Origin of the sequence: Streptomyces sp. NPDC091272, assembly GCF_044757485.1 — a bacterium.
Lineage (GTDB): Bacteria > Actinomycetota > Actinomycetes > Streptomycetales > Streptomycetaceae > Streptomyces.
On sequence record NZ_JBIVVC010000016.1, the window covers coordinates 60,574 to 84,143 of the forward strand.

The window sequence follows — 23,570 nt, forward strand, 5'->3', positions numbered from 1 at the left end:
CCCGTTCCTTGCAACGATAGAAATCCGGCGGCCGGCCGAGGGCACGGGAACGCGGCGACCGGACGGGCACTCACGAAGGTGTCGGGGCCGCGTCCGGCTCCTACGGCCGCCAACCCCTCCGGATGCCGTTCCGTGAACGCGTTCCATGATTTTGTGCGCGAGACATGGACACGCCCAAAAGAGCGTGCTGTCATTCCGCATGACACCGCTTTTCCAACGTTGGAATCCGTGCACCCCTCGGATCCCGACCGCTCCTCCCCGCACCGTGGCTCCCTGAGATCTGCTCGGGGCGGTGATCCGGTCGCACGGGGCGGGGTGCGCAGCTCGCCGCGTCGCCGAACCGCCCGGCAACTCCACCAGGGCGCTCCGGTGCTCCGCGGCCACGCGCGCCCCACCCCGCTCCGTGCCGGACCCCCACCCCGGCAGGCCCGCTCCGCGCACCTCCCCGCGCGGATCCGTCCCGCTTCCCACGGAGAGCAGCATGTCCCTGACGCGACGTCAGTTCACCCTCCTGGCAACCTCGGTGGCTATCGCCACCACCGGTCTCAGTCAGGCCCTGCCCCGCCCCGCGGCGGCAGCCGGGGCCGGCCTCCCCCCGGCGCCCGGGGGCCGCTACCACCCCAACGCCGCTCCGCTCGAACCCACCGCCCTGCTCAGACTTCCCACCACCGCCGTCACCCCCCGCGGCTGGCTGGCCGGGCAGCTGCGGTTACAGCTCGACGGCCTCTGCGGCCGTCTCGACGAGCTGTCGCACTTCCTGGACCTCGACACCTCCGGCTGGATCAGAACCGCCCGCGCCGGCTGGGAGGAAGCCCCCTACTGGCTGCGCGGATACGTCGACCTCGCCGTCGTCACCCGGGACCCCGACGCGCTCGCCACCGCCCGCCGCTGGATCGACGGCATCCTCGCCACTCAGCGCCCCGACGGCTTCTTCGGCCCCGAGGCGCTGCGCACCTCCCTCGGCGGCGGCCCCGACTTCTGGCCCTTCCTGCCGCTGCTCCAGGCACTGCGCTCCTGGCAGGAGCACGCCCAGGACAACCGGGTCATCCCCTTCCTCACCCGCTTCCTGCGCTTCATGAACGCGCAGGGCCCCGGTGCCTTCAACCAGAGCTGGGTCTCGCTGCGCTGGGGCGACGGGATCGACACCGCGCTCTGGCTCTACAACCGCACCGGCGAGGCCTTCCTGCTCGACCTCCTCGACAAGATGCACACCCTGGGCGCCGACTGGACAGGTGGGCTGCCCAACCAGCACAACGTCAACATCGCCCAGGGCTTCCGTGAACCCGCCCAGTACGCCCTGCGTTCCGGCGCCGCCGCCGACACCCGCGCCGCGTACACCACCTACGACACGGTCATGGGCCGGTACGGGCAGTTCCCCGGCGGCGGGTTCGCCGGGGACGAGAACATCCGCGAGGCGTACACCGACCCCCGGCAGGGCTTCGAGACCTGCGGTGTCGTGGAGTTCATGGCCAGCCACGAACTGCTCACCCGGCTGACCGGCGACCCGCTGTGGGCCGACCGCTGCGAGGAACTCGCCTTCAACGCGCTGCCGCCCGCCCTGGACCCCCAGGGCAAGGCCGTCCACTACGTGACCAGCGCCAACAGCGTCGATCTGGACAACAGCCCCAAGACGATGGGCCAGTTCCAGAACGGCTTCGCCATGCAGTCCTATCGCCCCGGTGTCGACCAGTACCGCTGCTGTCCGCACAACTACGGCATGGGCTGGCCCTGGTTCACCCAGGAGCTCTGGGCCGCCACCCCCGACAACGGCCTCTGCGCCGCGATGTACGCCCCCTCCTCCGTCACCGCCGAGGTCGCGGACGGCGTGACGGTCACCGTCCGCGAGGACACCGACTACCCGTTCGGCGACACGGTCACCTTCACCGTCAGCACGCCGAAACCGGTCGCCTTCCCGCTCGCCCTGCGCATTCCCGGCTGGTGCGCCGCACCCGTGCTGACCGTCGCGGGCCGGGCCGTGGCAGCTCCCGCGGGCCCCGCCTTCACCGTCGTACGGCGTACCTGGTCGAGCGGTGACACCGTACGGCTCACGCTCCCGCCGCGCCTTGCCGTCCGCACCTGGCCCGTGAACGGCGGCTCGGTCACCGTCGACCGCGGCCCGCTCAGCTACGCCCTGCGGGTGGGGGAGGAGTACGTCCGCACCGGCGGCACCGACACCTTCCCCGAGTACGACGTGCACGCCACCACCCCGTGGAACTACGGGCTCGCGCTCGACCCCGCCGACCTCACCGCGGGCCTGGCCTTCACCGCCGCGGGCGGGGCGCTGCCGGCCAACCCCTTCACCCACGCCACCACCCCGTACCGGATCACCGCGCCCGCCCGCCGGATCGCCGAGTGGCAGGCCGACAGCCAGCGGGTCGTCACCCCCCTCCAGCAGAGTCCCGCACGGTCCACCGCCGCGGTCGAGTCCGTGACGCTGGTGCCGCTCGGCGCGGCACGGCTGCGGATCTCCGCCTTCCCGCTCGCCTCACCCACCGGCCGGGCCTGGACCGTGCCCGGCGCCTCCTTCCGGATCGCCAACCGCGTCTCGGGCAAGGTCCTCGGCGTGGACGGGATGTCGCAGGCGGACAGCGCCCAGGTCGTGCAGTTCGGCGACACGGGCACCGCCGACCACCTGTGGCAGCTCGTGGACGACGGCGGGGGCTGGTACCGCGTCCGCAACGTGCACTCCGGCAAGGTCCTCGGCGTCGACCGGATGTCCACGGCCGACGACGCACGGGTGGTCCAGTTCGGCGACACAGGGACCGCCGACCACCTGTGGCAGGTCGTCGACCAGGGCGACGGCTCCTTCAAGCTCCGCAACCGGCACAGCGGCAAGGTACTCGCCGTCCTCGGCGGCTCCGCCGCGGACAGCGCGCCCGTCGTGCAGTACGCGGACGACGGCGCGGCCGGCCACCTCTGGCGCTGGCTCCCCGACGGCGACGTCCGCGTGGAGAACAGGCACTCGGGCAAGGTCCTGGGCGTGGACGGGATGTCGCAGGCGGACAGCGCGCAGGTCGTGCAGTTCGGCGACACCGGCACCGCCGACCACCTCTGGGCGTTCCTGCCGGACGCGGACGGCTGGTTCCGCATCCGCAACCGGCACAGCGGCAAGGTCATCGGCGTCGACGGCATGTCGGGCGCCGACAGCGCGCGTGTGGTCCAGTACGCCGACAACGGCACCGCCGACCACCAGTGGCGCCTGGTGCACGACGGCGGCGGCTGGTTCCGGCTGCGCAACCGCAACAGCGGCAAGGTGCTGGGGGTCGACGGAATGTCCACGGCCGACAGCGCACGGGTCGTGCAGTACGCGGACAACGGCACGGCCGACCACCTGTGGCGCCTGCGCTGACCCGCCTCTCCACCCGCCGGCACGCACCCGGCGCGCACGCCGGGACCAACGCGCCGCTCCGCACCCGCACCACTGCGCACCCGTACCCGCGCCACCGAGCACCCGCACCACTGCTCACCCGTACCCGCGCCACCGCGCACCCGTACCCGTACCCGTACCACTCCGTACCCGTACCACTCCGTAGCCGTACCCGCACCCGTACTGCCCCACCCGACAGAGGAGTTCTCCCGTGCACCTTCCGTCACCGTCGTCCCGCAGACCCCGGCGTCCGGCGCGACTTGTCGCCTTACTGAGTGCGCTGGTCCTCCTGTGCCTCGGCCTCGTCGTCGCCGGCGGGAGCGCCCAGGCCGCGCCACTCGCCTGGACCCCGAAGCCGTCCCCGATGACCACGCCGTGGACCAACCAGGTCTCCGTCGACAATCCGCTGCCCGAGTACCCGCGCCCGCAGCTCACCCGGCCCGACTGGGCCAATCTCAACGGCATCTGGGACTTCGCGGTCACCGGGGCTGACGCCGGGCAGCCGGCCTCGTTCGCCGAGCAGATCCGCGTCCCGTTCGCCGCCGAGTCGGCGCTCTCGGGCATCCAGCGGAAGATCACCCAGAACGACAAGCTCTGGTACAAGCGGACCTTCACCGTGCCGGCCGGCTGGAACGGCCGCCGAGTCCAGCTCAACTTCGGCGCCAGTGACTGGCGCACCACCGTGTGGGTCAACGGGCAGCAGGCGGGCGCCGTCCACAGCGGTGGCTTCGACGCCTTCCGGTACGACATCACCCCGCTGCTCAACGGCGGTACGAACACCGTCGTGGTGTCCGTCTTCGACCCGACCGAGACCGGCAACCAGGCCGTCGGCAAGCAGCGCATCCGCGACACCGCCCCGCACCCGGGCGGCGGCATCTTCTACACCGCGGCCTCCGGCATCTGGCAGACCGTGTGGCTGGAGCCGACGGCGCCCGCCCACGTCAGCAGGCTCGACATGGTGCCCAGCCTCTCCGACAACAGTCTCAAGGTCACCGTGCGCGGCACCGGGACCACCAACCAGACGGCCAGGGTGACAGTGTCGTCCGGCGGCACCCAGGTGGCCACCGCGACCGGCGCGGTCGGCAGTCAGATATCCGTGCCGATCCCGAACCCGCACCTGTGGTCCCCCGAGGACCCCTTCCTCTACGACGTGCGGGCCGACCTGCTCTCCGGGACCGCCACCGTCGACTCGGTCGGCAGCTACGCGGGCCTGCGCTCCATCTCCGTGGGCAAGGTCAACGGCGTCCAACGCACCCTGCTCAACGGCAAGTTCGTCTTCCAGACCGGCACGCTCGACCAGGGCTACTGGCCCGACGGCATCTACACCGCGCCCACCGACGCCGCCCTGAGGTCCGACCTCCAGAAGCACAAGGACCTCGGCTTCAACATGGTCCGCAAGCACATCAAGGTCGAACCGCAGCGCTGGTTCTACTGGGCGGACCGGCTCGGCCTGCTGGTCTGGCAGGACATGCCGTCCATGGACAACACCCCCTCCGACACCGCGTCCCGCGACCAGTGGGAGGCCGAGTACGACAGGATCATCGACCAGCACCGCAGCTCGCCCTCCCTGGTGATGTGGGTCAACCAGAACGAGGGCTGGGGCCAGTACGACCAGGCCCGGATCGCGAACGAGGTCAAGGCCTACGACCCGTCCCGCCTGGTGAACAACATGAGCGGCGTGAACTGCTGCGGCTCGGTCGACGGCGGCAACGGTGACGTGATCGACAACCACATCTACGTCGGTCCCGGCAGCACCACGCCGACCGCCACCCGCGCCGCCGTCCTCGGCGAGTTCGGCGGCCTCGGCCTGCGCGTCCCCGGCCACGAGTGGTTCCCCGGCGGCGGCTTCAGTTACGAGGACCAGCCCGACGCGGCGGCCCTGAACAACCGGTTCGTCGGGCTGATCGACTCGCTGCGCGAGAACCAGATGCCCGCCGGTCTCTCGGCCTCCGTCTACACGGAGATCACCGACGTGGAGAACGAGGTCAACGGGCTGCTGACTTACGACCGCCAGGTCGTCAAGGTCGACGCCGCCCGGGTCAGGGCCGCCAACCTCGCCCTCGTCGACGCCTCCCGCAACCCCCCGCCGCCGGTGACCCTGCCGGTGGGCCAGAACAAGTCGCTCCGGGTCACCACACCGGGCCACACCAACAAGTACCTGCGCCACCAGGAGGGCCTGGCGTTCACCGCGGTCGTCGACGCGAACAGCTCCGCGCTGCTCAAGAACGACGCCACCTTCAAGATCGTCGCCGGGCTCGCGGGCACCGGCTGCTACTCCTTCGAGTCGCGCAACTACCCCGGCCAGTACCTGCGCCACCGCGACTTCCGGGTGTACAAGGAGGCGGGCGACGGCTCGGACCTCTTCAAGGCCGACGCCACGTTCTGCGCGGTGGCGGGCAACGGTGGCGTGCGCCTGTCTGCGTACAACTTCGCCGGGCAGTACCTGCGGCACATCAACTCCGAGGTGTGGCTCGCGACCCCGGGCGGTTCGCACGCCTGGGACAACCCGGCCAGTTTCGCGGCGGACACCACATGGGCGGTGGACGCCCCCTGGGCGCCCTGATCCCGACCCGGACCTCGACCCCGACCCCGACTTCGACCCCGGTCCCGGCCGTCTGACGGCGGCACAGGTTCACGGCACCCCCGGACGTACATCACCCGGGGGTGCCTTTCGTGTGCCCCGCACGTGCCTCCGGCGGCCAGAGCGGGGGCGACGCGTGGTTGGCCAACTGGTCAAGTGGTAAAGGAGGGTTGTTCGGTCACGGCGTGGCCGATTGCTCCGTCGCGCTGTGAATACCCGTTTCCTCTCCCGGGGTTGACGCTCCCAGTGGTCTATGCCACCTTCAGTCTCGTACCTGACCAGTTGCAAAATTGGTCAGGTGGTAACCCCCTGGGCGTACGCCGTGCACCCCTCGGTGACGTCTCCGCGCCATGCGCTTCAGCACGATCCCTCACCCCCCCCCGAGAGGAACACCGTGTCGAGAAACAGCACCCGCCAGAGGACCACTCGCCCGTGGACCCGCACGGCAGTCGCCACCGCGACGGCCGCCGTTCTGGGCGCCACGGCGCTCGGGGTCTCACCGGCCTCCGCCGCCGGTGAGGCACTCACCGTGCAGTACCGGCAGAGTTCGGCAGGCGGTGACCAGGTCGAGCCCTGGCTCAAGGCGGTCAACACCGGCAGCGCCCCTGTCGCGCTCAGCCAGGTCAAGATCCGCTACTACTTCAAGGCCGACTCCGCCTCGTCCTCCTACACCTACGCCTGTTCATGGGCGGTCAAGGGCTGCGCGAACATCACCGGCACTTTCGGCACACTCCCCCACCCGACCGCCACGGCCGACCGCTACCTGGAGATCGGCTTCACCGCCGGCGCAGGCAGTCTCGCGCCGGGCGCCGACACCGGGGACATGCAGCTGCGCTTCCACCGCTCCAACTGGCAGGCGCTCAACCAGGCCGACGACTACTCCTTCGGTCCCTCCCGGACGAGCTACGGCAACTGGTCCAAGGTCACGGCCACCGTCGCGGGCGCTCAGGTGTGGGGCACCGCACCGGAGGGCAACGACCCCACTGACCCGACGGACCCCACGGACCCCACTGACCCGCCCCCCACGGGCGCCACGCTCTTCGACGACTTCAACTACACCTCGCACACGGACCCCTCGATCGCCGCCCACGGGTGGAGCGTACGGGCCAACTCCGGCGGCCCCGGCGTGCCGGGGGCGACCTGGGACCCGCAGAACGTCACCTTCGCGAAGGAGGGGACCAACTCGATCATGAACCTGGAGAGCTCCACCGCCGGCACCGCGCAGAGCACGGAGCACAGCGAGGTACTCACCCAGGCGTCGAAGTTCAAGAACGGCACCTACGCCGCCCGCGTCCGCTTCTCCGACGCGCCGCGCTCGGGCCCCGACGGCGACCGGCTGGTGCAGACGTTCTTCACCATCAACGACCTGAAGGCTCCGATGGCCGACGACTACGCGGAGTACGACTTCGAGTACCTGCCCAACGGCGGTTGGGGCGAGCCCGCGAACATCCTCTACACCACCTCGTGGGAGACCTACCGGCCCGACCCCTGGGAGGCCGTGAACCAGCACAGTGAGTCCCGCACCAGCTTCGCGGGCTGGCACGACCTGGTGCTGACCATCGACAACAACGCGATCGTGTACTACGTCGACGGGCAGGAGTTCGGCCGGCACGACACCCGCTACCTCCCCGAGCGGCCGATGTCCATCAACTTCAACCAGTGGCTGATCGACCTCGCAGGGCAGACCAGCACCACGCCGCGTACCTACGACCAGAAGGTCGACTACGTCCTGCACGTCAAGGACAAGGTACTGACCCCTGCCCAGGCCGCCGCCACGGTCGCGGCCTACCGCACGGCGGGCACGACCTTCGTGGACGGAGTCCCCTCCGCCTGACCGGACCGGTTACCCGGCTCCTCCTCCCCGGGAGACCGGGAGACCGGGAGCCGGGGAGACCGGGAACTCAGGAGCCGGGGAGACCGGGAACTCAGGAGCCCAGGGCCCCGGAGGCGGGCGGGTGCCGCGCGGAGCACCGCGCGGCACCCGCGTCAGACCTGGGCGGCCCGGTGCGTGGGTCGCCCGTCGAGGACCGTGAGCAGGACGGGCAGCTCGGGGAGGTCCGTCGCGGCGGTGGTGAGCGGGTTGCCGGCGAAGGCCGTGAGATCCGCCCGGCCGCCGACCGTGATCCGGCCGGCCTCGTGCTCCTCTCCCGCCGTCCACGCGCTGTTGACCGTCATGCCCTGCAGGGCCTCCAGCCCGCTGAGCGCCTGTTCGGGGCCGTGCGGCGGCTGCGTGACGTCGCGGGAGGGACGGCGGTGGCGGGCCCCGGCCATCACGCCCAGCGGGGGGTAGGGGGCGATGGGCCAGTCGGAGCCGAGGACGACGGTGGCTCCGGCGTCCCACAGGTCACGGCAGCGCCAGGCGCGCGCCGCGCGCTCCTGGCCCAGCCGGCGGGACCAGTTGTCGGTGTGGTCGGCCCTGGTGAAGTCGCAGCAGTGCGTGGGCTGCATGGAGGCGACGACGCCCAGTTCGGCGAAGCGGCGCACGGTGTCGTCGGGGACGGTCTCGATGTGCTCGACCCGGTGGCGCACCCCGCGGCCGCTCTCGGCCTGGGCCTGCTCCACGGCGTCGAGGACGTGCCGGACGGCCGCGTCCCCGATCGCGTGGGTCGCGGTGGGCACGCCTGCCCGGTGCAGCTCGCCGACGATCCTGGTGTAGACGGCAGGGTCGGGCCAGAACGCGTGCGTGGACTCGCCGTGGTGGTCGGGCCGCTCCAGCCAGGCGGTGCCGTTGTCGATCGTGCCGTCCATGAAGATCTTCACGCCGTCGGTGCGCCAGAGCCGTCCTCCGGCGCCCTGTTGGGCGATGAGCGCGCGCAACTCGTCGTCGCCGGTGCCGGGTTGGCACCAGGGCGCGACGCGCAACCGCAGCGGGAGGTCGCCCGCGGCGTCGAGTTCACCGTAGAAGGCCAGGCTGTCCCCGCCCGCGTCCATGACATGGCCCCCGGTGAGGCCGGTGGCGGCCATCGCGCGCAGCGTGGCGGCGAGCCGGTCGCGGCGCTCCGCACGGGTGGGCCGCGGAGCGGCACTCTCCACCAACGCGCAGGCGGCGTCCTCCAGCAGCAGACCGGTCGGGCGGCCGTGCCCGTCGCAGACGATCTCGGCAGACGCCTGGGTGAAGGTGCGCGGACCGTCCACCCCGGCGAGTTCCATGGCCCGGCGGCTGGCCAGCATGGAGTGGGCGTCGAACAGGAGCAGCAGGGCCGGGACGCCGTCGAGGACCGCGTCGAAGGGCGCGGTGGCGACGGGCAGGTCGCCGAAGACGTTCGGGTCCAGCCCCCAGGCGTGCAGCCACGCCCCGGGAGCCAGGGAGGCGACCTCGCGTGCGAGTGCCGCACGTACACCCGGGATGTCGGTGCACGCCGACAGGTCGAGGCCGTGGGTGAGTTCGGCGCCGGACACGGGGTGGAGGTGTCCGTCGACCAGGCCCGGGGTCACCACGGCCCCCTTGAGGTCGATCACCGTGGTCGAGGCGTCGGCGAGGGCGCGGATCTCCCGGTCGTCGCCGAGGGCGGTGATGCGTCCGCCGGCCGCGGCGAGGGCGGTCTGCGGGAGGAAGGCGCCCGAGACGGGGTCGAGCAGGGCTGCCGAGAGCAGAACGAGGGAAGTGGACATGCTGGCTCCATCGGGGACGGGTCAGTTCGGGGTGGCGGCCGTGCGCAAGGAGCCGGTGGGCAGGCCCAGTTCGCGTTCGGCTGTCGTGACGGCCAGGTGGGTGATGCCGGAAGGCCGGTCCGGGGCGCCCGTGTTGGCGTGGGCTCCGAGGCCGTCGATGACGACCAGGATGTGAACGGCCGTCGCGGACGGGGATTCGGTACGGAACTCCCCCCGCTCGACGCCCTCGCGGATGAGCCCTTCGAGCCGGCCGCGCCATGATTCCTCCTGCGCGGCCACCCGGTCGCGAAGGACGGGGCGGTAGCGGCTGAGGTGGCGGGCGTTGAGCCAGAGCCGGCTGACGTCGTCGTACGCCGGGCCGCTCGCCCGGGTGAAGAAGCGCGCCAGGTGCTGGGTGGGCGTGGCGTCGGCCCGGTCGGCCGGCAGCAGGCAGTCGAGCTCGCTCCCCGCGGCGTCGCCGTACGCCTCCGCGACGAGATCCTCCACGGCCGGGAAGTAGTGGCTGATCAGTCCGGGCCGCACGCCGAGCTCGTCGGCGATGCGGCGCAGGGTGATGCACTCCAGACCTTCCGTCAGAGCGACCGCCGATGCAGCGGCAACGATTTCCGCACGTCTGGCCGCCGGAGATCTACGGATTCGCTTGTTCGGAATGCTTGACGACATGGAATCGATGCTATTGAGTTTGCGACCAATAAACAACCAGGTGGGTACGCAGCATGCGGAGGAGCCCGATGGCAGCCACGTTTCCCGACCCGCGACCCGGCACCCGCCCCACGGACGAGGCCGCGCATCCCGCCTCGGACCGGGCGAGCCGCGTCGAGGCGCACGGCATCGACCACATCGCCGACGAGGAACGCCACGGCCACCCGCGGCAGTTGTTCTCCATCTGGGCGGCGGCGAACGTCAACTACCTCAGCCTGGTGACCGGTGGGGCGCTCGTCCTGATGGGACTGAGCCTGTGGCAGGCGCTCGCGGTCATCGTGGTGGGCAACCTGTGCTGGCTGCTCACCGGACTCCTCGCCGTCTCCGGACCCGCCGCGGGGGCGCCGAGCGAGGTGATCACACGGGCGATGTACGGCGTGTTCGGAAACCGGGTGAACAACGCGATCGTCGGCTGGCTGATCTCCGTCTGCTACTTCGCGCTCAACCTGGCCGCCGCCGGGACCGCCGCCTTCTCCCTCGTCGAGAAGGCCGGTCTCACCGCGAACACCACCGTCAAGATCATCGTCGTCATGGTCATCGCCGCCGTCACCCTGGCCATCGGCGTCTACGGCCACGCCATGATCACCAGGCTCTACCTCCCGATCACGCTCGTCCTCACGGCGGTCTTCGCCGTGGTCGCCGTACCGGTGCTGGCGCACACCGACTTCGGCCACACCCCGGCCGAACCGCTCAGCGGCGCCGGTCTCTGGTCGGCGCTGGTCGCGGGCGTGACCCTGATCGGGGCCGGGCCGCTGTCGTACACCACCAGCGCCGACTTCTCGCGCTACCTGCCCCGTACGGCCCCGGTGAGGGCCGTGTTCGGCTGGACCGCCCTGGGCGGCTTCGTCCCGAGCGTCGTCGTCTGCTCGCTCGGGGCCTGCGCGGCGACCGCGGTGGACATGAGCAATCCGCAGACCGGCCTCGAACAGCTCCTGCCCGCCTGGTTCACCCCCGTCTTCCTGCTGGCCCTGGTCCTCGGCACGATCGCCATCAACGCGCTGACCTCCTACAGCGCAGGGCTCGCCCTCCAGGCCGTCGGGATCCGTATCCGCCGCACCCGCAGCGTGCTCGTCGACGGTGTGGCAGCCGTCTCCCTCACCCTTTACGGACTGCTCATGTCCAACTTCCTGGACACCGTCAGCAACGTCCTCCAGCTCACCGTCGTCCTCCTCGGCCCCGCCATGGCCGTGTACGCCACGGACATCCTGCTGCGCCGCAACCGCTACGACGGGCCCGCGCTCATGGACGAGACCCCGGACAGCCGGTTCTGGTACACCGCGGGGTTCAATCCGGCCGGGGTGCTCGCCCTCCCGGCCGGAGTCACCGCCGCCGCCCTCTGTGTGAACACCCTCTACACGGGCCCGGTCGCCCACGCGCTGGGCGGCCTGGACCTGGCGCTGCCCGTCGGCATCGTCGTCGCCTCGACCCTGTACGCCCTGCTCACCAAGGCGTTCGCCCGCACCTGAGCCGACCGGGCTCCTTCAGACCGGCCGGGCCCTCTCAGACCGGGCCGGGCCCCCTCAGACCGGCCGGGCCCTCTCAGACCGGGCGGGGCCCGGACGCCGCGGCCGGTGGTTCCTGCGCCGCGGCGCGCAGCGCCCGCGCCAGCCACTTCAGCTGTCCGGTCGCGTCGGGGGAGGCGGCCTGTCCGCGAACGCGGGCGACGAGCCCGCGATAGCGTTCCGCCTCCGCCGCGATCCCGGCCTCCAGACTGCGCAGTACGCCGGCCCGGTCGGCGTCGCCGAGCAGATCGTCCAGCACTCCGGCCGCGTCGGGCCCCTCGGGGGTGATCCCGCGCTGCTGGGCCTGGGCCACGCGCCGGACGGTCTGCCTGGCCCACCAGACGGAGGCGCCGGGCGGCGGGCCCTGCCCCGGCGCGGGCGTGTTGAGTTCCATCCAGGTGCGCAGCCGGACGCGGAAGCCGGGGTCCGCCACCAGTTCCGCCAGTTCGATCCAGGCGTCGGCCTGCCCGGGGGTGGGGTCGTCTGGCAGGTCGACGCGGAAGGCGCGCAGGCGCTCGCGCAGGTGCGGGTCGACGTCGAGTGCGCCGAACACCTCCTCCTTGAACTCCTCCACGATTCGCTCGCGTTCGGTGGCGGAGAGCCGTGCCAGTCGGTTCATCAGTGCTGTCTCCTCGGTGGTCGATCCACGTTTCGCCACGGTCGAAAGGACGGCCCGGCTCACCTTGAGGGAGCGGATCCGGGCGTCGAGCGCGGTCACGTGCGCGGCGGCGATCTCGGCGACCGTGGTGCGGCCGCCCAGGACGCGGCACACGTCCTCCAGTGCGAGATCCAGCTCGCGCAGGGTGCGGACCAACTCGACGCGGGCCACGGAACCGGTGTCGTACAGCCGGTAGCCGGCCGCCGAGCGGGCCACGGGCGGCACCGCTCCCTGGTCGGACCAGAAGCGCAGGGTGCGTACGGAAAGGCCGGTGCGGTGGGCGAGTTGGCCGATGGTGAGCAGGTCGGGCCGTTCGTTCTCCATGGCCGAGATCCTGGACCCTCCGGCCGCTGGAGACTCAACCGGCCGCAGCGACCGGAATCCCCCGGGAGCGGGGCCGGCCGCCCGGAGAGGGCGATACTGATCGGGACAGCCGTCCCGCCGGCCGCACGGAAGCCGGGCGCGGCAGGGCGGCACGCAGGCCGATGTCTTCGAGGGGAGCCGCTCATGACCACGGCGAAGGACCTGTTCAGCATCGTGATGGACCCGGGGTCGGTGCACACCGTGGGGCAGGGCGACCTGTCGCTCGCACTGGCCGGAGCAGAACTGGTCGATCTCATCGGCGCGGGGGCGGTCGCCCTGGACGGCGACCGCATCGTGCCCGGTGGGCCGTCGGCCCCCGGCGACCGGACCCTGGGCGAGGCCGCGGCAGCACTCACCCGGCAGCCGCCCTACGAGAGCGTGGAGGACTGGCTGTGGCGCCGCGGCCGGGACCTCGCGGCCGCCTACCAGGCCGTTCTGGAGGAGGACGGAGAGCTGACGCGCAAGCGCAGCGGCCGGTTGTCCTTCGGCCCCGACCGGCTGGAACCGGTCGAGACGCCCGCGCGCCGCCGGGCGGCCGACCGCTGGGCCGCGCGGGAACCCGTCCTGCTCTCCCTCGCCGCCTGCGTGGGAGCCGGCCCCGAAGACTCCGCCGACGAACCTGAACCCGGTGACGAGGCGGTGGCCACCGTGGTGAAGGTCGTCCACGACGCGGTGACCGAACTGGAGGCCGTACGCCAGCGTCGCTCCATCGAGAACGCGGCGTTCGCCAACCTCTGGCGCGGCCCGTGAGCGGCGCGGGCCCCTCTCCTCGCTGAGGGTTACGTCCCCGCGGCGCGGGCCGCCCGCCGCGACTCGCCGAGGGGTTGTGTCCCTGTCCTGCGAGGAGGGCGAGGCGTTCGGCGTCCTGGGTGCCGGGTTCGGCGGTGTAGACCATGACGCGCAGATCGCTGCCCGTGACGGTGAGGACGTCGCAGTCCAGCGTCACGGCGCCGACCTCGGGGTGGTCGACGGTCTTGTGTGCGCTCCGGTGCGGTCCGACGGCGCCTGACTCCCACAGCTCGTCGAACTCATCGCTCCCGGCGCGCAGTTCGGCGATGAGACGTCGCAGCCGCTGGTCCGCCGGGTAGCGGCCGGATGTGACGCGCAGGTCGGCGACCTGCTGGGCCCGCAGGGCGCCCCGGGAGTCGGGGGTGTGGCGTACCCGCGAGCCGGTGCCGAGGAAGTTCCGCCGTACCGCGTTCAGGTCGTCACCCTGCCGGTCGCCCATCAACGCGGTGTAGAGCGGGTTGGCGAGGAGCTGGGTCCAGGCCGCGTCGAAGACCGCGACGGGCGTGCCGGCCAGCCGGTCCAGCATCCGTCGAACGCCGGGGGTGACGTACGTGGAGATCGTGTCGGGGCCGGGCGGCGCGAGCGCGCACAGCTGGAAGAGGTGGGCGCGCCCGCCCGCCGAGAGCCGCAGGGCGCGGGCCAGGGCCTCGACGACCTGGGCGGAGGGACGGGTGGCCCGGCCCTGTTCCAGCCGGGTGAGGTAGTCCACGGAGACACCGGCGAGCTGGGCCAGCTCCTCGCGGCGCAGCCCGGCCGTGCGCCGGTGTCCGCCCGGGGGCAGCCCCGCCGCCTCCGGCGACACCTGGGCGCGCCATTGCCGCAGGGTCGTTCCGAGTTCTGTCGCCGCCATACGAAGCAGTGTCGCAAATGTGCCGGGAGAGGTTCCTGGTACTGCTGGTCCTATGAAGGAGGGTCTACTGGCTGTTGGGGCGTTCTGTCCGCATCGTGGAGGTACGGCAGCACGAAAGGAACCTCCATGAACAAGCTCGCCCTCGTCACAGGCGCCACCTCCGGAATCGGCAAGGCCTTCGCCGAACGCCTCGCCGCCGACGGCCACGACCTGGTGATCGTCGGCCGTCGGCAGGAGCGGCTGGACGAGTTCGTCGCCGCGCACCCAGAGGTCAAGGTCCGTTCCGTCGTCGCGGACCTGTCCACCGACGAGGGCATCGACGCCGTCGCGGCGGTCGGCGCGTCCGAGCCCCTGACCCTGCTGGTGAACAACGCGGGCGTCTCGCACTACATGCCGCTCGCCGAGCTGCCCGCCGACAAGGCCCGCGAACTGGTCAACGTCAAGGTTCTCGCCCCCACGCTGATCACCCGTGCGGCCGTCGGAGGCATGCGGGAGCGCGGGCAGGGCGCCATCGTGAACGTCGCCGGCATGATCGCCTTCAGCGGCCCCGCTCCCCATGAGCAGATGCCTCGCAGGGCCGTGTACGCCGGTACCCTCGCGCACCTCGTCGCGATGAGCCAGGCCCTGTCCGCCGAACTCGAAGGCACCGGGGTCCAGGTCCAGGTCGTCTGTCCCGGAGTCGTCGCCACCGAGTTCCACACACGACAGGGCCTGGACATGAGCGCGGTGCCCCGCATGAGCGCCGACGACCTCGTCACCGGCTCCCTGCGCGGACTTGAGCTCGGCGAAGTGGTCTGCGCCCCCGGGGTCGAGGACGCGACGCTCCTGGACGACATCTTCCGGGCCGACCTCGCGGCCTTCGGCTCCCAGAGCCCCGAACTCGCCACCCGCTACCGGACCGCCTGACCGAACACCCGCTCTCCTGTGCCGGCGGACCGCTAGGGGAGAGGCGGCGGCGGAGGCGGCCCGGAGGGCGGCCTGGGCGTGACCCGGCGTGCGGCCGGCGCCGGGGCCGCGGGCGGCGGAGGCGGCGGTCCCCATGCGCTGCGGCGGGGCCGCGGGGTCCCGGGGGCACGCGGAGTGACCGGGGGCGGCGGCTGGGGCGGTGGTACGTACGGCTCCTCGACCGGCAGCAGTGGCCGGCCCGCCCTGAGACGTTCGATGCTCAGCTCCGCGCGGCGGCGGGCGTTGGGTGCGTCGTCGCGTTCGCAGACCAGGCGCTGGCCGGCGTGCCGAAGGAATTCGTAGGCGACCAGCCGGTAGCCGAGCGCGTGCGCCACTTCCTCGGCGCGCGGGCGGTACCCGCTCTCCACGTTGGCGAGCAGCATCTCGACCCGGGCGCGCCCGTCGAGCTGGGTGCGTATCTCGTCGTCCTTCATCCGGCTCCCTTCGCGATTGACCGCCGGAGCCGTGGACCGCGGCGGGCGGGGCGCCCCGCGCAGGACCGGGCGAGGGTGTCCGCCGGCGGCTCCGGCGTGCCGCGGGGCCCGGAGCGGCCTAGGCTGGGTCGCCCGGACGCTGGAGGATACCGATGCCACGCCCAGTCTGGAGCGGTGCGGTCAGTTTTGGCCTGGTCAGCATCCCTGTCAAGGTGCTGCCCGCCACGGAGAACCACAACATCAGCTTCCACCAGTACCACCTGGAGGACCTGGGCCGGGTCCGCTACCAGAAGGTCTGCGATCTGGACGGGGAAGTCCTCAACCAGGACCAGATCGGCAAGGCGTACGAGGTCGCCAAGGACACCCTGGTGGAGATCACGGACGAGGAGCTGGACAACATTCCGCTGCCGACCGCGAAGGCGATCGAGGTGGTCGGGTTCGTACCTTCGTCGTCCATCGATCCCGTACGGATCGGCACCTCGTACTACCTGGCCGCCGACGGCCCCGTCGCCGCGAAGCCGTACGTGCTGCTCCGGCGGGCCCTGGAGCGCAGCAGCAAGGTGGCGGTGGCGAAGTTCGCGTGGCACGGCCGTGAACGGCTCGGGCTGCTGCGCATCCTGGACGACGCCCTGGTGCTGCACGCGATGAAGTGGCCGGACGAGATCCGCTCCCCGGACGAGCTGGCCCCGCGCACGGTCGACCTCGACGACGAGGAGGTCGACGCGGCCGTCTCCCTGATGGAGGAGATGACCACGGACGACGGCCTGGAGGGGTACCGCGACCACTACCGCGAGGCCCTGGAGGAACTGCTCGCCGCGAAGTCCGGCGGACGCCGGCCGGCTGCCCCGCAGGGAGGGGAGGAGAAGCAGAAGGAGACGGTCGTCGACCTGATGTCCGCCCTCCAGCAGTCCGTGCGTTCCGCCCGTGCCTCGCGGGGTGAGGGCGACGGCGAGGGTGAGGGCGACGCCAGCGTGCACGACCTCGGGGACCACGCCCAGAAGAAGGCGGCTCGCGCGAAGAAAACCCCCGCGAAGAAGGCCGCGGAGAAGAAGACCGCGGCGAAGAAGGCCCCCGCGAAGAAGACGGCCGCCCGGAGGTCGAGTGCCTGAGCCGGCAGACCGCTACCGGCTGTCGGCCGGGCGGCCGTCTCACAGGTGTCGCGGCGGACTGTTGCGGATGGCCGAGCGGCGGGCCCACAGTGCGCAGGCGAGCAGCACCAGGCCTGCGAAGGAGTAGGCCCACGCGTTGGCGGTGCCCCGTGCCGCGCCGACGCCCCAGGCCAGCGACCAGATGGCGAGCAGGACGCACAGCGCGGTCCAGGCGAGTGTCCACATCTGGTTGCGGGCGGCCAGCCGTTGTGGCGTACCTCGCTCCATCTCGCCGAGGTCGGGCGAGTCATGATGTTCGTCACGGATCGTCATACGGTGCCTGATGCCCCCGGCGGACCGCGCCAACCGCCCAACGCCCGCGCGGGAACGGCGTACTTGTACCGCCGCACGGCGGACAGGCGCGGGCGTTCCCGGGCGGGCCAGGAGCGGACGCGGGTGGCTCAGGGGCGGGCCCGGGTGGCCGTGTCGAGGTAGAAGGCGTCGATGCTCTGGACGGCCTGCTCGAACTCCTGCAGGTTGACGGGCTTGGTCACGTAGGCGTTGGCGTGGCTGCTGTACGCGCCGGTGACGTCGTCAGGGGCGGTGGAGGTGGTGAGCACGACCACCGGGATCGCCTGGAGGTCCTCGTCGGTCTTCAGGACCTTCAGCAGCTCGCGCCCGTTCATGCGGGGCATGTTGAGGTCGAGGACGATCAGGTCGGGCCGCGCGGTGTCCGCGGCGCGCAGGTGTTCCAGTGCGGCGACACCGTCGGTGACCTGGACCAGGTTGCGGGTCCCGCGCTCGGAGAGGGCTTCCTCGATGAGCATGGCGTCGGCCATGTCGTCCTCGACGAGCAGGACGTCGAAGGGGCGGGCGGGGACGGTCATCATGTGCTGCTCCGTGGGTTGCTCAGGGGAGTGGTGGAAAAGGCCCGGCCAGCGGCGCCTGGCGCCTTGGCGGGTCATGCCGCACGCGGCACCGATCTGCGGATAGCCGGCGCCCGCGCGGGCGGCGGCCACGGCGGCCTCCCGCTGGACCCGGCCGGTCGCCTGCTGGAGGTGCTCCAGGGCCTGGAGCAGCGCCAGCGCGCTCACCGGCCCGGCCGGCCGCGGCGGCGGCAGGACGTCGAGCAGCTTCCCGGCAAGACGGCGCGCGAGGTCGTCGACTGCCGCATCGGTGAGGGCGTCGGATTCTTGCGTGCTGCCCCACGGGGGGAAGTTCATCTCTGGCACACCGGCACTGTAAGGTCCCGAAGCGGCCCACGACAACAACGGTTGTCGACCGCCACCGTGCCGGCGGTCCTCGCCGCCACGGCGGCGGGTGCGGGCCGTGCTTGCGAAAGTCGGCTGTCACAGCGAGGAGTCCACACGATGAGTAGTGCCGAGCAGGGGCCGCCGCGTGCGCGAGGGCTGTCCACCTGGACCACCCGGCGCTGGCTTCGCGTGGGAGTGGCCGTCTCCCTGGTCCTGCTCGCCGTGCTCGGTACGACGGGTGCATGGGTCCTGGGGCGGACCGGGTCGCTCAGCGAGGACCTCGCGGACGTACGCTCTCCCGCACTCACCACCGCCTTCCGCCTCGAATCGGCCATCCTGAACCAGGAGACCGGAATCCGCGGCTACGGGCTCACCGGCACCCCCGAGTTCCTCGCCCCCTACCGGCAGGGGCTCGTCGACCAGCGCAGGAGCGGCGCGGAACTCACCGGACTGCTGCACGACGACCCGGCCCGCCTGGCCGACCTGAAGTCCGTGCAGGGCGCCCTGACGCGGTGGCAGGAGAGGATCGCGGACCCGCTCGCCGCCGCGCCCGCCGGATCCCCCCTCCCCCTGGCCGCCGACCGGGCCGCGGAGGGCAAGGCGGCCTTCGACAAGGTACGGGTGGCCCTGCGCGCCCAGCAGGACCGGCTGCGTGCGGACCGGGACCTGGCGCGGACCGATCTGATGGACACCATGTCCTTGCGCAACTGGATCTTCAGCGCCATCGCGTTCCTCATCCTCATCCTCACCGTCTGCGTCTTCGAGGGGCTGCGCCGCGGCATCAACAGGCCGCTGGAACGGCTCGGCGCCGACGCCCGGACCATCGCGGGCGGCGACTTCGAGCACCCCATCACCCCGACCGGGCCCGCCGACCTCCGGCGTCTCAGCGGTGAGATCGACTTCATGCGCCGACGGCTCGTGCGGGAACTGGCGTACACCGAGGAGGCCCGCCTGCGGCTGGACGCCCAGGCTGCGGACCTCCAGCGTTCCAACGCCGAGCTGGAACAGTTCGCCTACGTGGCCTCGCACGACCTCCAGGAGCCGCTGCGCAAGGTCTCCAGCTTCACCCAGCTGCTCCAGCGCCGTTACGGGGGCCAGCTCGACGACCGGGCGGACCAGTACATCGGCTTCGCGGTCGACGGGGCGAACCGCATGCAGATCCTCATCAACGACCTGCTGGACTTCTCACGGGTCGGCAGGCTGCACAACGCCCACGAAGAGGTCGAGCTGGACACCGTGCTGGAGCAGGTGCTGGCGGCCCTCAGCGTCGGCATCGAGGAGTCCGGCGCGAAGATAACCCACGATCCGCTGCCCGCCCTGGCCGCCGACCCGACGCAGATGGGCATGCTCTGGCAGAACCTCGTCGCGAACGCGGTCAAGTTCCGCCGCCCCGGGACGGCGCCCGAGATCCACGTGACCGCGGCCAAGGACGGCGAACTGTGGCGGTTCACCGTGACCGACAACGGCATCGGCATCGACCCGCAGTACGCGGACAAGGTCTTCGTGATCTTCCAGCGCCTGCACACCAAGGACGCCTACAGCGGCAGCGGCATAGGTCTCGCCATGTGCAAGAAGATCGTCGAGTTCCACGGCGGCACCATCCGCGTCGACACCACCTACACGGGCGGCACCCGGATCGACTTCACCCTCGCGCCCCGGGCGACGGAGAACGCGGACCCCTCCGTCCTGCCCCAGGCCACCCGCGCGGGCGAACAGCTCGCGGAGCTGACGCCATGACCTCCGTCGCCCCCCTCACCCCGGCGGCCTCCGTCGAACCGACCTACCGCATCCTGCTCATCGAGGACGACGCGGGGGACGCGCTCCTCGTCGAGGAACTCCTGCACGACACCGGCCTGCGGTTCGAGCTGACCACCCGCGCCACGCTCGGGCAGGCCCGCGGTGAACTGACCGGCAGTGCGACCGACTGCATCCTGCTGGACCTGCACCTGCCCGACATCTCGGGCACCGACGCGGTCGCCGCCGTACGCGCGCTGGCCCCGCACACCGCCGTGATCGTCCTGACCGGGCTGTCCGAGTCCCAGGCGGGCCCCGAGGCCATGTCCGCGGGGGCCCAGGACTACCTCGTCAAGGGAAAGGTCGAGGCGGACCTGCTGCGCCGTACGGTGCGCTACGCCGTCTACCGCAGCCAGACCGAGCGGGCCAGCGCCCAGGCCCAGGCAACCCGGCTGCGCGCGGAGGAGAACGCCCGCCTGGAACGCGGCCTGCTGCCCCGCCCGCTCCTCGACACCTCCACCGTGGAAGTGACCTCCCGCTACCTCCCCGGGGCGGCGCTGGCCCTGCTCGGCGGAGACTTCCTCGACGTCGTGGAAGGGGACGACGGGCTGCTGCACGCCGTCGTCGGTGACGTCAGCGGGCACGGCCCGGACGCCGCCGCGCTCGGGGTCTGCCTGCGGATCGCCTGGCGTTCCCTGGTCCTGGGCGGGCACCGCGGCGACGACCTGCTGCACCTCATGGAGCGCATCCTGATCGCCGAACGGGGGGACCAGCAGCTGTTCGCCACCTGCACCCTCCTGACGATCGACCAGGAAGCGGCGACCGCCACCCTGCACCTGGCCGGTCATCACGAGCCCCTGCTCACCACCGCCGACGCCACCCGCGAGGTGGCTGCCACCCACGGCATCGCCCTGGGGATCGTCCCCGGACTGCACAGCTGGCCCTCCACGGTCATCCCGCTCCCGCCCACGGGCGCCCTGACCCTCTACACCGACGGGCTCACCGAAGGGCACAACGGGGCGACGGGCGAGCGCCTGGGCATCGAGGGCCTGCTCGCCCTGATCAGCAGCCTTCCGCCCACGGACCCGGCCGCCCACGTCGACCGTCTGATCAAGGAAACGCACCAGCTGAACGCCGGACGCCACTCCGACGACCTCGCGGTGCTGCGCCTGGACTGGAACAGCGACCGGAGGTAGCGCCACAGCGGATCTCAGTCGGCGAGCCTCGCGGAGACCGGGGTGCCGACCTCGACGGTGCGGCTGACCGTGCAGAGCCGGTCGTGGGAGGCCTTGATCCCGCGCGGCAGGATCGCCCTGGCCCGCTCGCCGGCCCCGCCGTCCGGGAACGTGACGGAGAAGACCATTTCGAGGTCGGTCAGCCGGTGCCCCAGATCGTCCTCGGTCTTGTTGCCGCGCACCGTGACGGAGAACCCGGTCGGCTCCACGTGCCGGCTGGTGGCTACGTCGACGTCGACGGCCGTGCACCCGCCGAGCGCGGCGAGGAGCAGTTCCACAGGGGTGAACGCGTCACCGGGGCCGGTGCCGAATTCGAGCGTGCCGCCGCGGGCGTTGGTGGCGGTGAACCGCCCCGTGGCGGTCCGTTCGACGGTGATGGAGCGCAGGGAATCGTCAGTCATACCGGTGACAGTAGTGTCGGCGGGGCCCATTCGCGCGTCATGACGCATCGCCGGGCGGCAAGTGCAGCCAGCCGCGCAGGCGTTCGCCGAGCACCACGTCGTGCGGCAACCGCTCAAGCTCCCGCCCGTCCGGGTGGGCGTCGGCGCCCGGCCGCTGTCCGAGGGCGTGTGCCAGCGCGTCCCAGTGGGCGGCCGCCGCCTGTTCGTACGTCTGGTCCTCGTACGGTTCGTCCGGACCCACCACCATCCGGGCCGTGGTCGTGATGTCCTCGACCGACGTCAAGGCCCGGACGTCCGCGCGGGAGCCCAGGGCGGACGAGCTCCAGCCGCGGTCGTCCAGCAGAACCACCCGGCCGCCGTCCGCGAGCAGGGCCTCAAGTCGTGCCGATACCGACAACTGGCCCGCGTCCGTGGCCATTTCGTCCAGTTCGACGTAGGTGACCAGACCCACCACCGCAGCCATGCAGCTCTCCTCCCGGCCCGTACGTACGAGTCCCCGCGACCCTACAGATCCGCGAGAGCGTCGACCAACTGCTCCGCCTGCTGGATCTCGGCCGTCAGCGGGTGGTCCTCAATGACGTGCGGGAACTCCGCCGCGGCCAGCCGGAAGGCCTCCCGCAGCGGGGTGTCGGGCAGCGGGGCGTCCGACATCCGCAGGGCGCGGACCGCGCCGAGCAGCTCGCAGGCCAGCACCGTGCGGTACGCGGCGGTCGCGGCCACCGTGCTGCGGATGGCGTGGGTGGAGAAACTGGCGTGGTCCTCCAGGCCGCGGGAGATCACCGCCGTGCCGAGCGTGACCGGGGCCGCGGCGTGCCGCAGGGTGCCCAGGGAGTCGTGCGCCACGTACTCAAGGATCATGATGCCGGAGCTGCCCGCGGGCCCGGCGGCGAGGAAGGGCGGCAGCCCGCTCAGGTCCGGCTCCACCAGGTCGCTCAGGCGCGCGGCGGACAGCTCCGCGGTGTGGTGCAGCGCGGCGCGCAGATAGTCGAACGTCAACGCCACCTGGGCGGTGGAGAACTGGCCGTGATGGTAGGCGCTCTGGCTGTCGACGTCGATGAGCGGGTTCTCCGCCGCCGCGTTGAGGTCCACGTCCAGCACCCTCTTCACATGGGCGGCGGCGTCCAGCGCCGCCCCCTGCACCTGGGGGAAGGCGCGGAGTCCGAACGGGTCCTGGAGGCGTCGTCCGGGCGGCAGGTCGCCCGCGGAGGTGAGCAGCCTGCGGAGCTCGGCGGCGCACCGCACGGCGCCGGGATGCGGCCGGCTGGCGTGGACGCGCTCGTCGTACGCCTCGGCCGAACCGCCCAGGGCGCAGAACGTCAGGGCGGTCACCACGTTGCTCGCCGCCAGCAGCCGGGTCAGGTCGTGCCAGGCGAGCACGCCCTCGGCGAGGGTGGCGGCGTTGCTGGAGATGAAGGCGAGTGCGTCACCGGGGCTGATCGCGACCGGCTCGATCTCCCCGGCGGCCCAGGGCAGCTCCCCGGCCAGGGTCAGGCCGATCTCGGCCAGCGCGGTCAGGTCTCCGGTGCCGATCGCCCCCCGCTGGTGGACGAGCGGCAGCGCTCCGTCGTGCAGGGCCCGCTCCAGGGCGTGCAGCAGACGCGGGTGCACGCCGCTGCCCGCGGCGGCGAGCTGGTTGAGGCGGATCGCCAGGACGGCGCGCACCGTGTCGTCCGGGAGGGTGGCGCCGATACCGCCGGCATGGCTGCGGAGCAGCCGCAGTCCGTGCAGGTCGGCGGAGCTCGGGTCGACCACGACGTGCCGGTTCGCGCCGACGCCGGTCGTCCGTCCGTAGACGGCGCCCTTGGCGCCGAGCTCCACGGCGAGTGCGTAACTCTGTTCCGCCCTGCTGTGGGCGCCGGGGGCCAGCCCCAGCCACGCACCGTGACGGGCCACGCGCACCACGTCGGCACACCTGAGCCCGGAGCCATCTACTTCGATGCGGCGGGAGTCGGTCATCGCCCCTCCTCTTGACAAGTCTTCATTCATTGCTGCGAATGGCATGTAACTCTTTATTCATCCCGCTGGCAAGAGCTTCGAGGAGGAGCGCCGCTCCTGA

The 23,570-nt window shown here is 71.9% G+C and carries 18 protein-coding genes and 1 pseudogene; 9 read left to right on the forward strand and 10 right to left on the reverse strand.

The window, feature by feature from the left end; genetic code table 11:
- Window positions 1-481: 481 nt before the first annotated feature.
- The 3 genes from ACIQM4_RS31810 to ACIQM4_RS31820 all read left to right on the forward strand — a co-directional run bounded on the left by ACIQM4_RS31810 (window position 482) and on the right by ACIQM4_RS31820 (window position 7,782).
- Window positions 482-3,349 (forward strand): RICIN domain-containing protein, encoded by a 2,868-nt coding sequence (locus tag ACIQM4_RS31810; protein ID WP_401598641.1) that lies wholly within the window; start codon window positions 482-484, stop codon window positions 3,347-3,349.
- Between the two features lie 229 nt (window positions 3,350-3,578).
- Window positions 3,579-5,930: an AbfB domain-containing protein gene (locus tag ACIQM4_RS31815; protein WP_401598642.1), complete on the forward strand. Its 2,352-nt coding sequence runs from the start codon at window positions 3,579-3,581 to the stop codon at window positions 5,928-5,930.
- Window positions 5,931-6,342: 412 nt separating this feature from the next.
- Window positions 6,343-7,782, forward strand: a complete 1,440-nt coding sequence (locus ACIQM4_RS31820; RefSeq protein ID WP_401598643.1) for a cellulose binding domain-containing protein — start codon at window positions 6,343-6,345, stop codon at window positions 7,780-7,782.
- 152 nt (window positions 7,783-7,934) lie between these two features.
- Here ACIQM4_RS31820 and ACIQM4_RS31825 read toward each other — a convergent pair whose 3' ends face one another.
- Entirely contained in the window at window positions 7,935-9,560 is a 1,626-nt protein-coding gene (locus ACIQM4_RS31825; protein ID WP_401598644.1) for an amidohydrolase, read from the reverse strand.
- Between the two features lie 21 nt (window positions 9,561-9,581).
- A complete protein-coding gene (locus ACIQM4_RS31830; protein WP_401598645.1) occupies window positions 9,582-10,223 on the reverse strand; it encodes a TetR/AcrR family transcriptional regulator in 642 nt (213 codons plus the stop codon).
- A gap of 68 nt (window positions 10,224-10,291) precedes the next feature.
- Here ACIQM4_RS31830 and ACIQM4_RS31835 point away from each other — a divergent pair, with 68 nt between their 5' ends.
- Window positions 10,292-11,728, forward strand: a complete 1,437-nt coding sequence (locus tag ACIQM4_RS31835; protein WP_401598646.1) for a purine-cytosine permease family protein — start codon at window positions 10,292-10,294, stop codon at window positions 11,726-11,728.
- 73 nt (window positions 11,729-11,801) lie between these two features.
- Here ACIQM4_RS31835 and ACIQM4_RS31840 read toward each other — a convergent pair whose 3' ends face one another.
- Window positions 11,802-12,746 (reverse strand): MerR family transcriptional regulator, encoded by a 945-nt coding sequence (locus ACIQM4_RS31840; protein ID WP_401598648.1) that lies wholly within the window; start codon window positions 12,744-12,746, stop codon window positions 11,802-11,804.
- A gap of 183 nt (window positions 12,747-12,929) precedes the next feature.
- Here ACIQM4_RS31840 and ACIQM4_RS31845 point away from each other — a divergent pair, with 183 nt between their 5' ends.
- Window positions 12,930-13,535 carry a GPP34 family phosphoprotein gene (locus ACIQM4_RS31845; RefSeq protein ID WP_401598649.1) on the forward strand — a complete coding sequence of 202 codons (606 nt, stop codon included), beginning with the start codon at window positions 12,930-12,932 and terminating at the stop codon, window positions 13,533-13,535.
- 79 nt (window positions 13,536-13,614) lie between these two features.
- On the opposite strand, the pseudogene ACIQM4_RS31850 reads toward ACIQM4_RS31845, so the two are convergent.
- Window positions 13,615-14,424: pseudogene (locus ACIQM4_RS31850) on the reverse strand (helix-turn-helix transcriptional regulator); the annotation flags it as partial.
- 126 nt (window positions 14,425-14,550) lie between these two features.
- Here ACIQM4_RS31850 and ACIQM4_RS31855 point away from each other — a divergent pair.
- Window positions 14,551-15,330: an SDR family NAD(P)-dependent oxidoreductase gene (locus ACIQM4_RS31855; RefSeq protein ID WP_401598650.1), complete on the forward strand. Its 780-nt coding sequence runs from the start codon at window positions 14,551-14,553 to the stop codon at window positions 15,328-15,330.
- 32 nt (window positions 15,331-15,362) lie between these two features.
- Here the strand turns inward: ACIQM4_RS31855 and ACIQM4_RS31860 are convergent, their stop codons facing one another.
- Window positions 15,363-15,803, reverse strand: a complete 441-nt coding sequence (locus ACIQM4_RS31860; protein ID WP_401598652.1) for a hypothetical protein — start codon at window positions 15,801-15,803, stop codon at window positions 15,363-15,365.
- A 152-nt stretch (window positions 15,804-15,955) separates the two neighbouring features.
- Between ACIQM4_RS31860 and ACIQM4_RS31865 the strand changes: the two genes are divergently transcribed.
- On the forward strand, window positions 15,956-16,912 hold the full coding sequence (locus tag ACIQM4_RS31865; RefSeq protein ID WP_401598654.1) for a Ku protein: 957 nt from the start codon (window positions 15,956-15,958) through the stop codon (window positions 16,910-16,912).
- Between the two features lie 39 nt (window positions 16,913-16,951).
- On the opposite strand, the gene ACIQM4_RS31870 is transcribed toward ACIQM4_RS31865, so the two are convergent.
- Both ACIQM4_RS31870 and ACIQM4_RS31875 read right to left on the reverse strand, forming a co-directional pair.
- A complete protein-coding gene (locus tag ACIQM4_RS31870; protein ID WP_401598655.1) occupies window positions 16,952-17,224 on the reverse strand; it encodes a hypothetical protein in 273 nt (90 codons plus the stop codon).
- A 128-nt stretch (window positions 17,225-17,352) separates the two neighbouring features.
- Window positions 17,353-18,114 carry a response regulator gene (locus tag ACIQM4_RS31875; protein WP_401598809.1) on the reverse strand — a complete coding sequence of 254 codons (762 nt, stop codon included), beginning with the start codon at window positions 18,112-18,114 and terminating at the stop codon, window positions 17,353-17,355.
- A gap of 147 nt (window positions 18,115-18,261) precedes the next feature.
- On the opposite strand from ACIQM4_RS31875, the gene ACIQM4_RS31880 reads away from it, so the two are divergent.
- Window positions 18,262-19,881 (forward strand): ATP-binding protein, encoded by a 1,620-nt coding sequence (locus tag ACIQM4_RS31880; protein WP_401598656.1) that lies wholly within the window; start codon window positions 18,262-18,264, stop codon window positions 19,879-19,881.
- Entirely contained in the window at window positions 19,878-21,074 is a 1,197-nt protein-coding gene (locus tag ACIQM4_RS31885; RefSeq protein ID WP_401598657.1) for a PP2C family protein-serine/threonine phosphatase, read from the forward strand. The genes ACIQM4_RS31880 and ACIQM4_RS31885 overlap by 4 nt, the downstream gene beginning before the upstream one ends.
- Before the next feature lie 14 nt (window positions 21,075-21,088).
- On the opposite strand, the gene ACIQM4_RS31890 is transcribed toward ACIQM4_RS31885, so the two are convergent.
- Genes ACIQM4_RS31890 through ACIQM4_RS31900 form a run of 3 tightly spaced genes read right to left on the reverse strand, consistent with a single transcriptional unit; the run spans window position 21,089 to window position 23,470 of the window.
- On the reverse strand, window positions 21,089-21,514 hold the full coding sequence (locus ACIQM4_RS31890) for an OsmC family protein (protein WP_401598659.1): 426 nt from the start codon (window positions 21,512-21,514) through the stop codon (window positions 21,089-21,091).
- Between the two features lie 37 nt (window positions 21,515-21,551).
- Window positions 21,552-21,977 carry a hypothetical protein gene (locus tag ACIQM4_RS31895; protein WP_401598661.1) on the reverse strand — a complete coding sequence of 142 codons (426 nt, stop codon included), beginning with the start codon at window positions 21,975-21,977 and terminating at the stop codon, window positions 21,552-21,554.
- Between the two features lie 41 nt (window positions 21,978-22,018).
- Window positions 22,019-23,470 (reverse strand): aromatic amino acid ammonia-lyase, encoded by a 1,452-nt coding sequence (locus ACIQM4_RS31900; RefSeq protein ID WP_401598662.1) that lies wholly within the window; start codon window positions 23,468-23,470, stop codon window positions 22,019-22,021.
- Window positions 23,471-23,570: the final 100 nt, after the last annotated feature.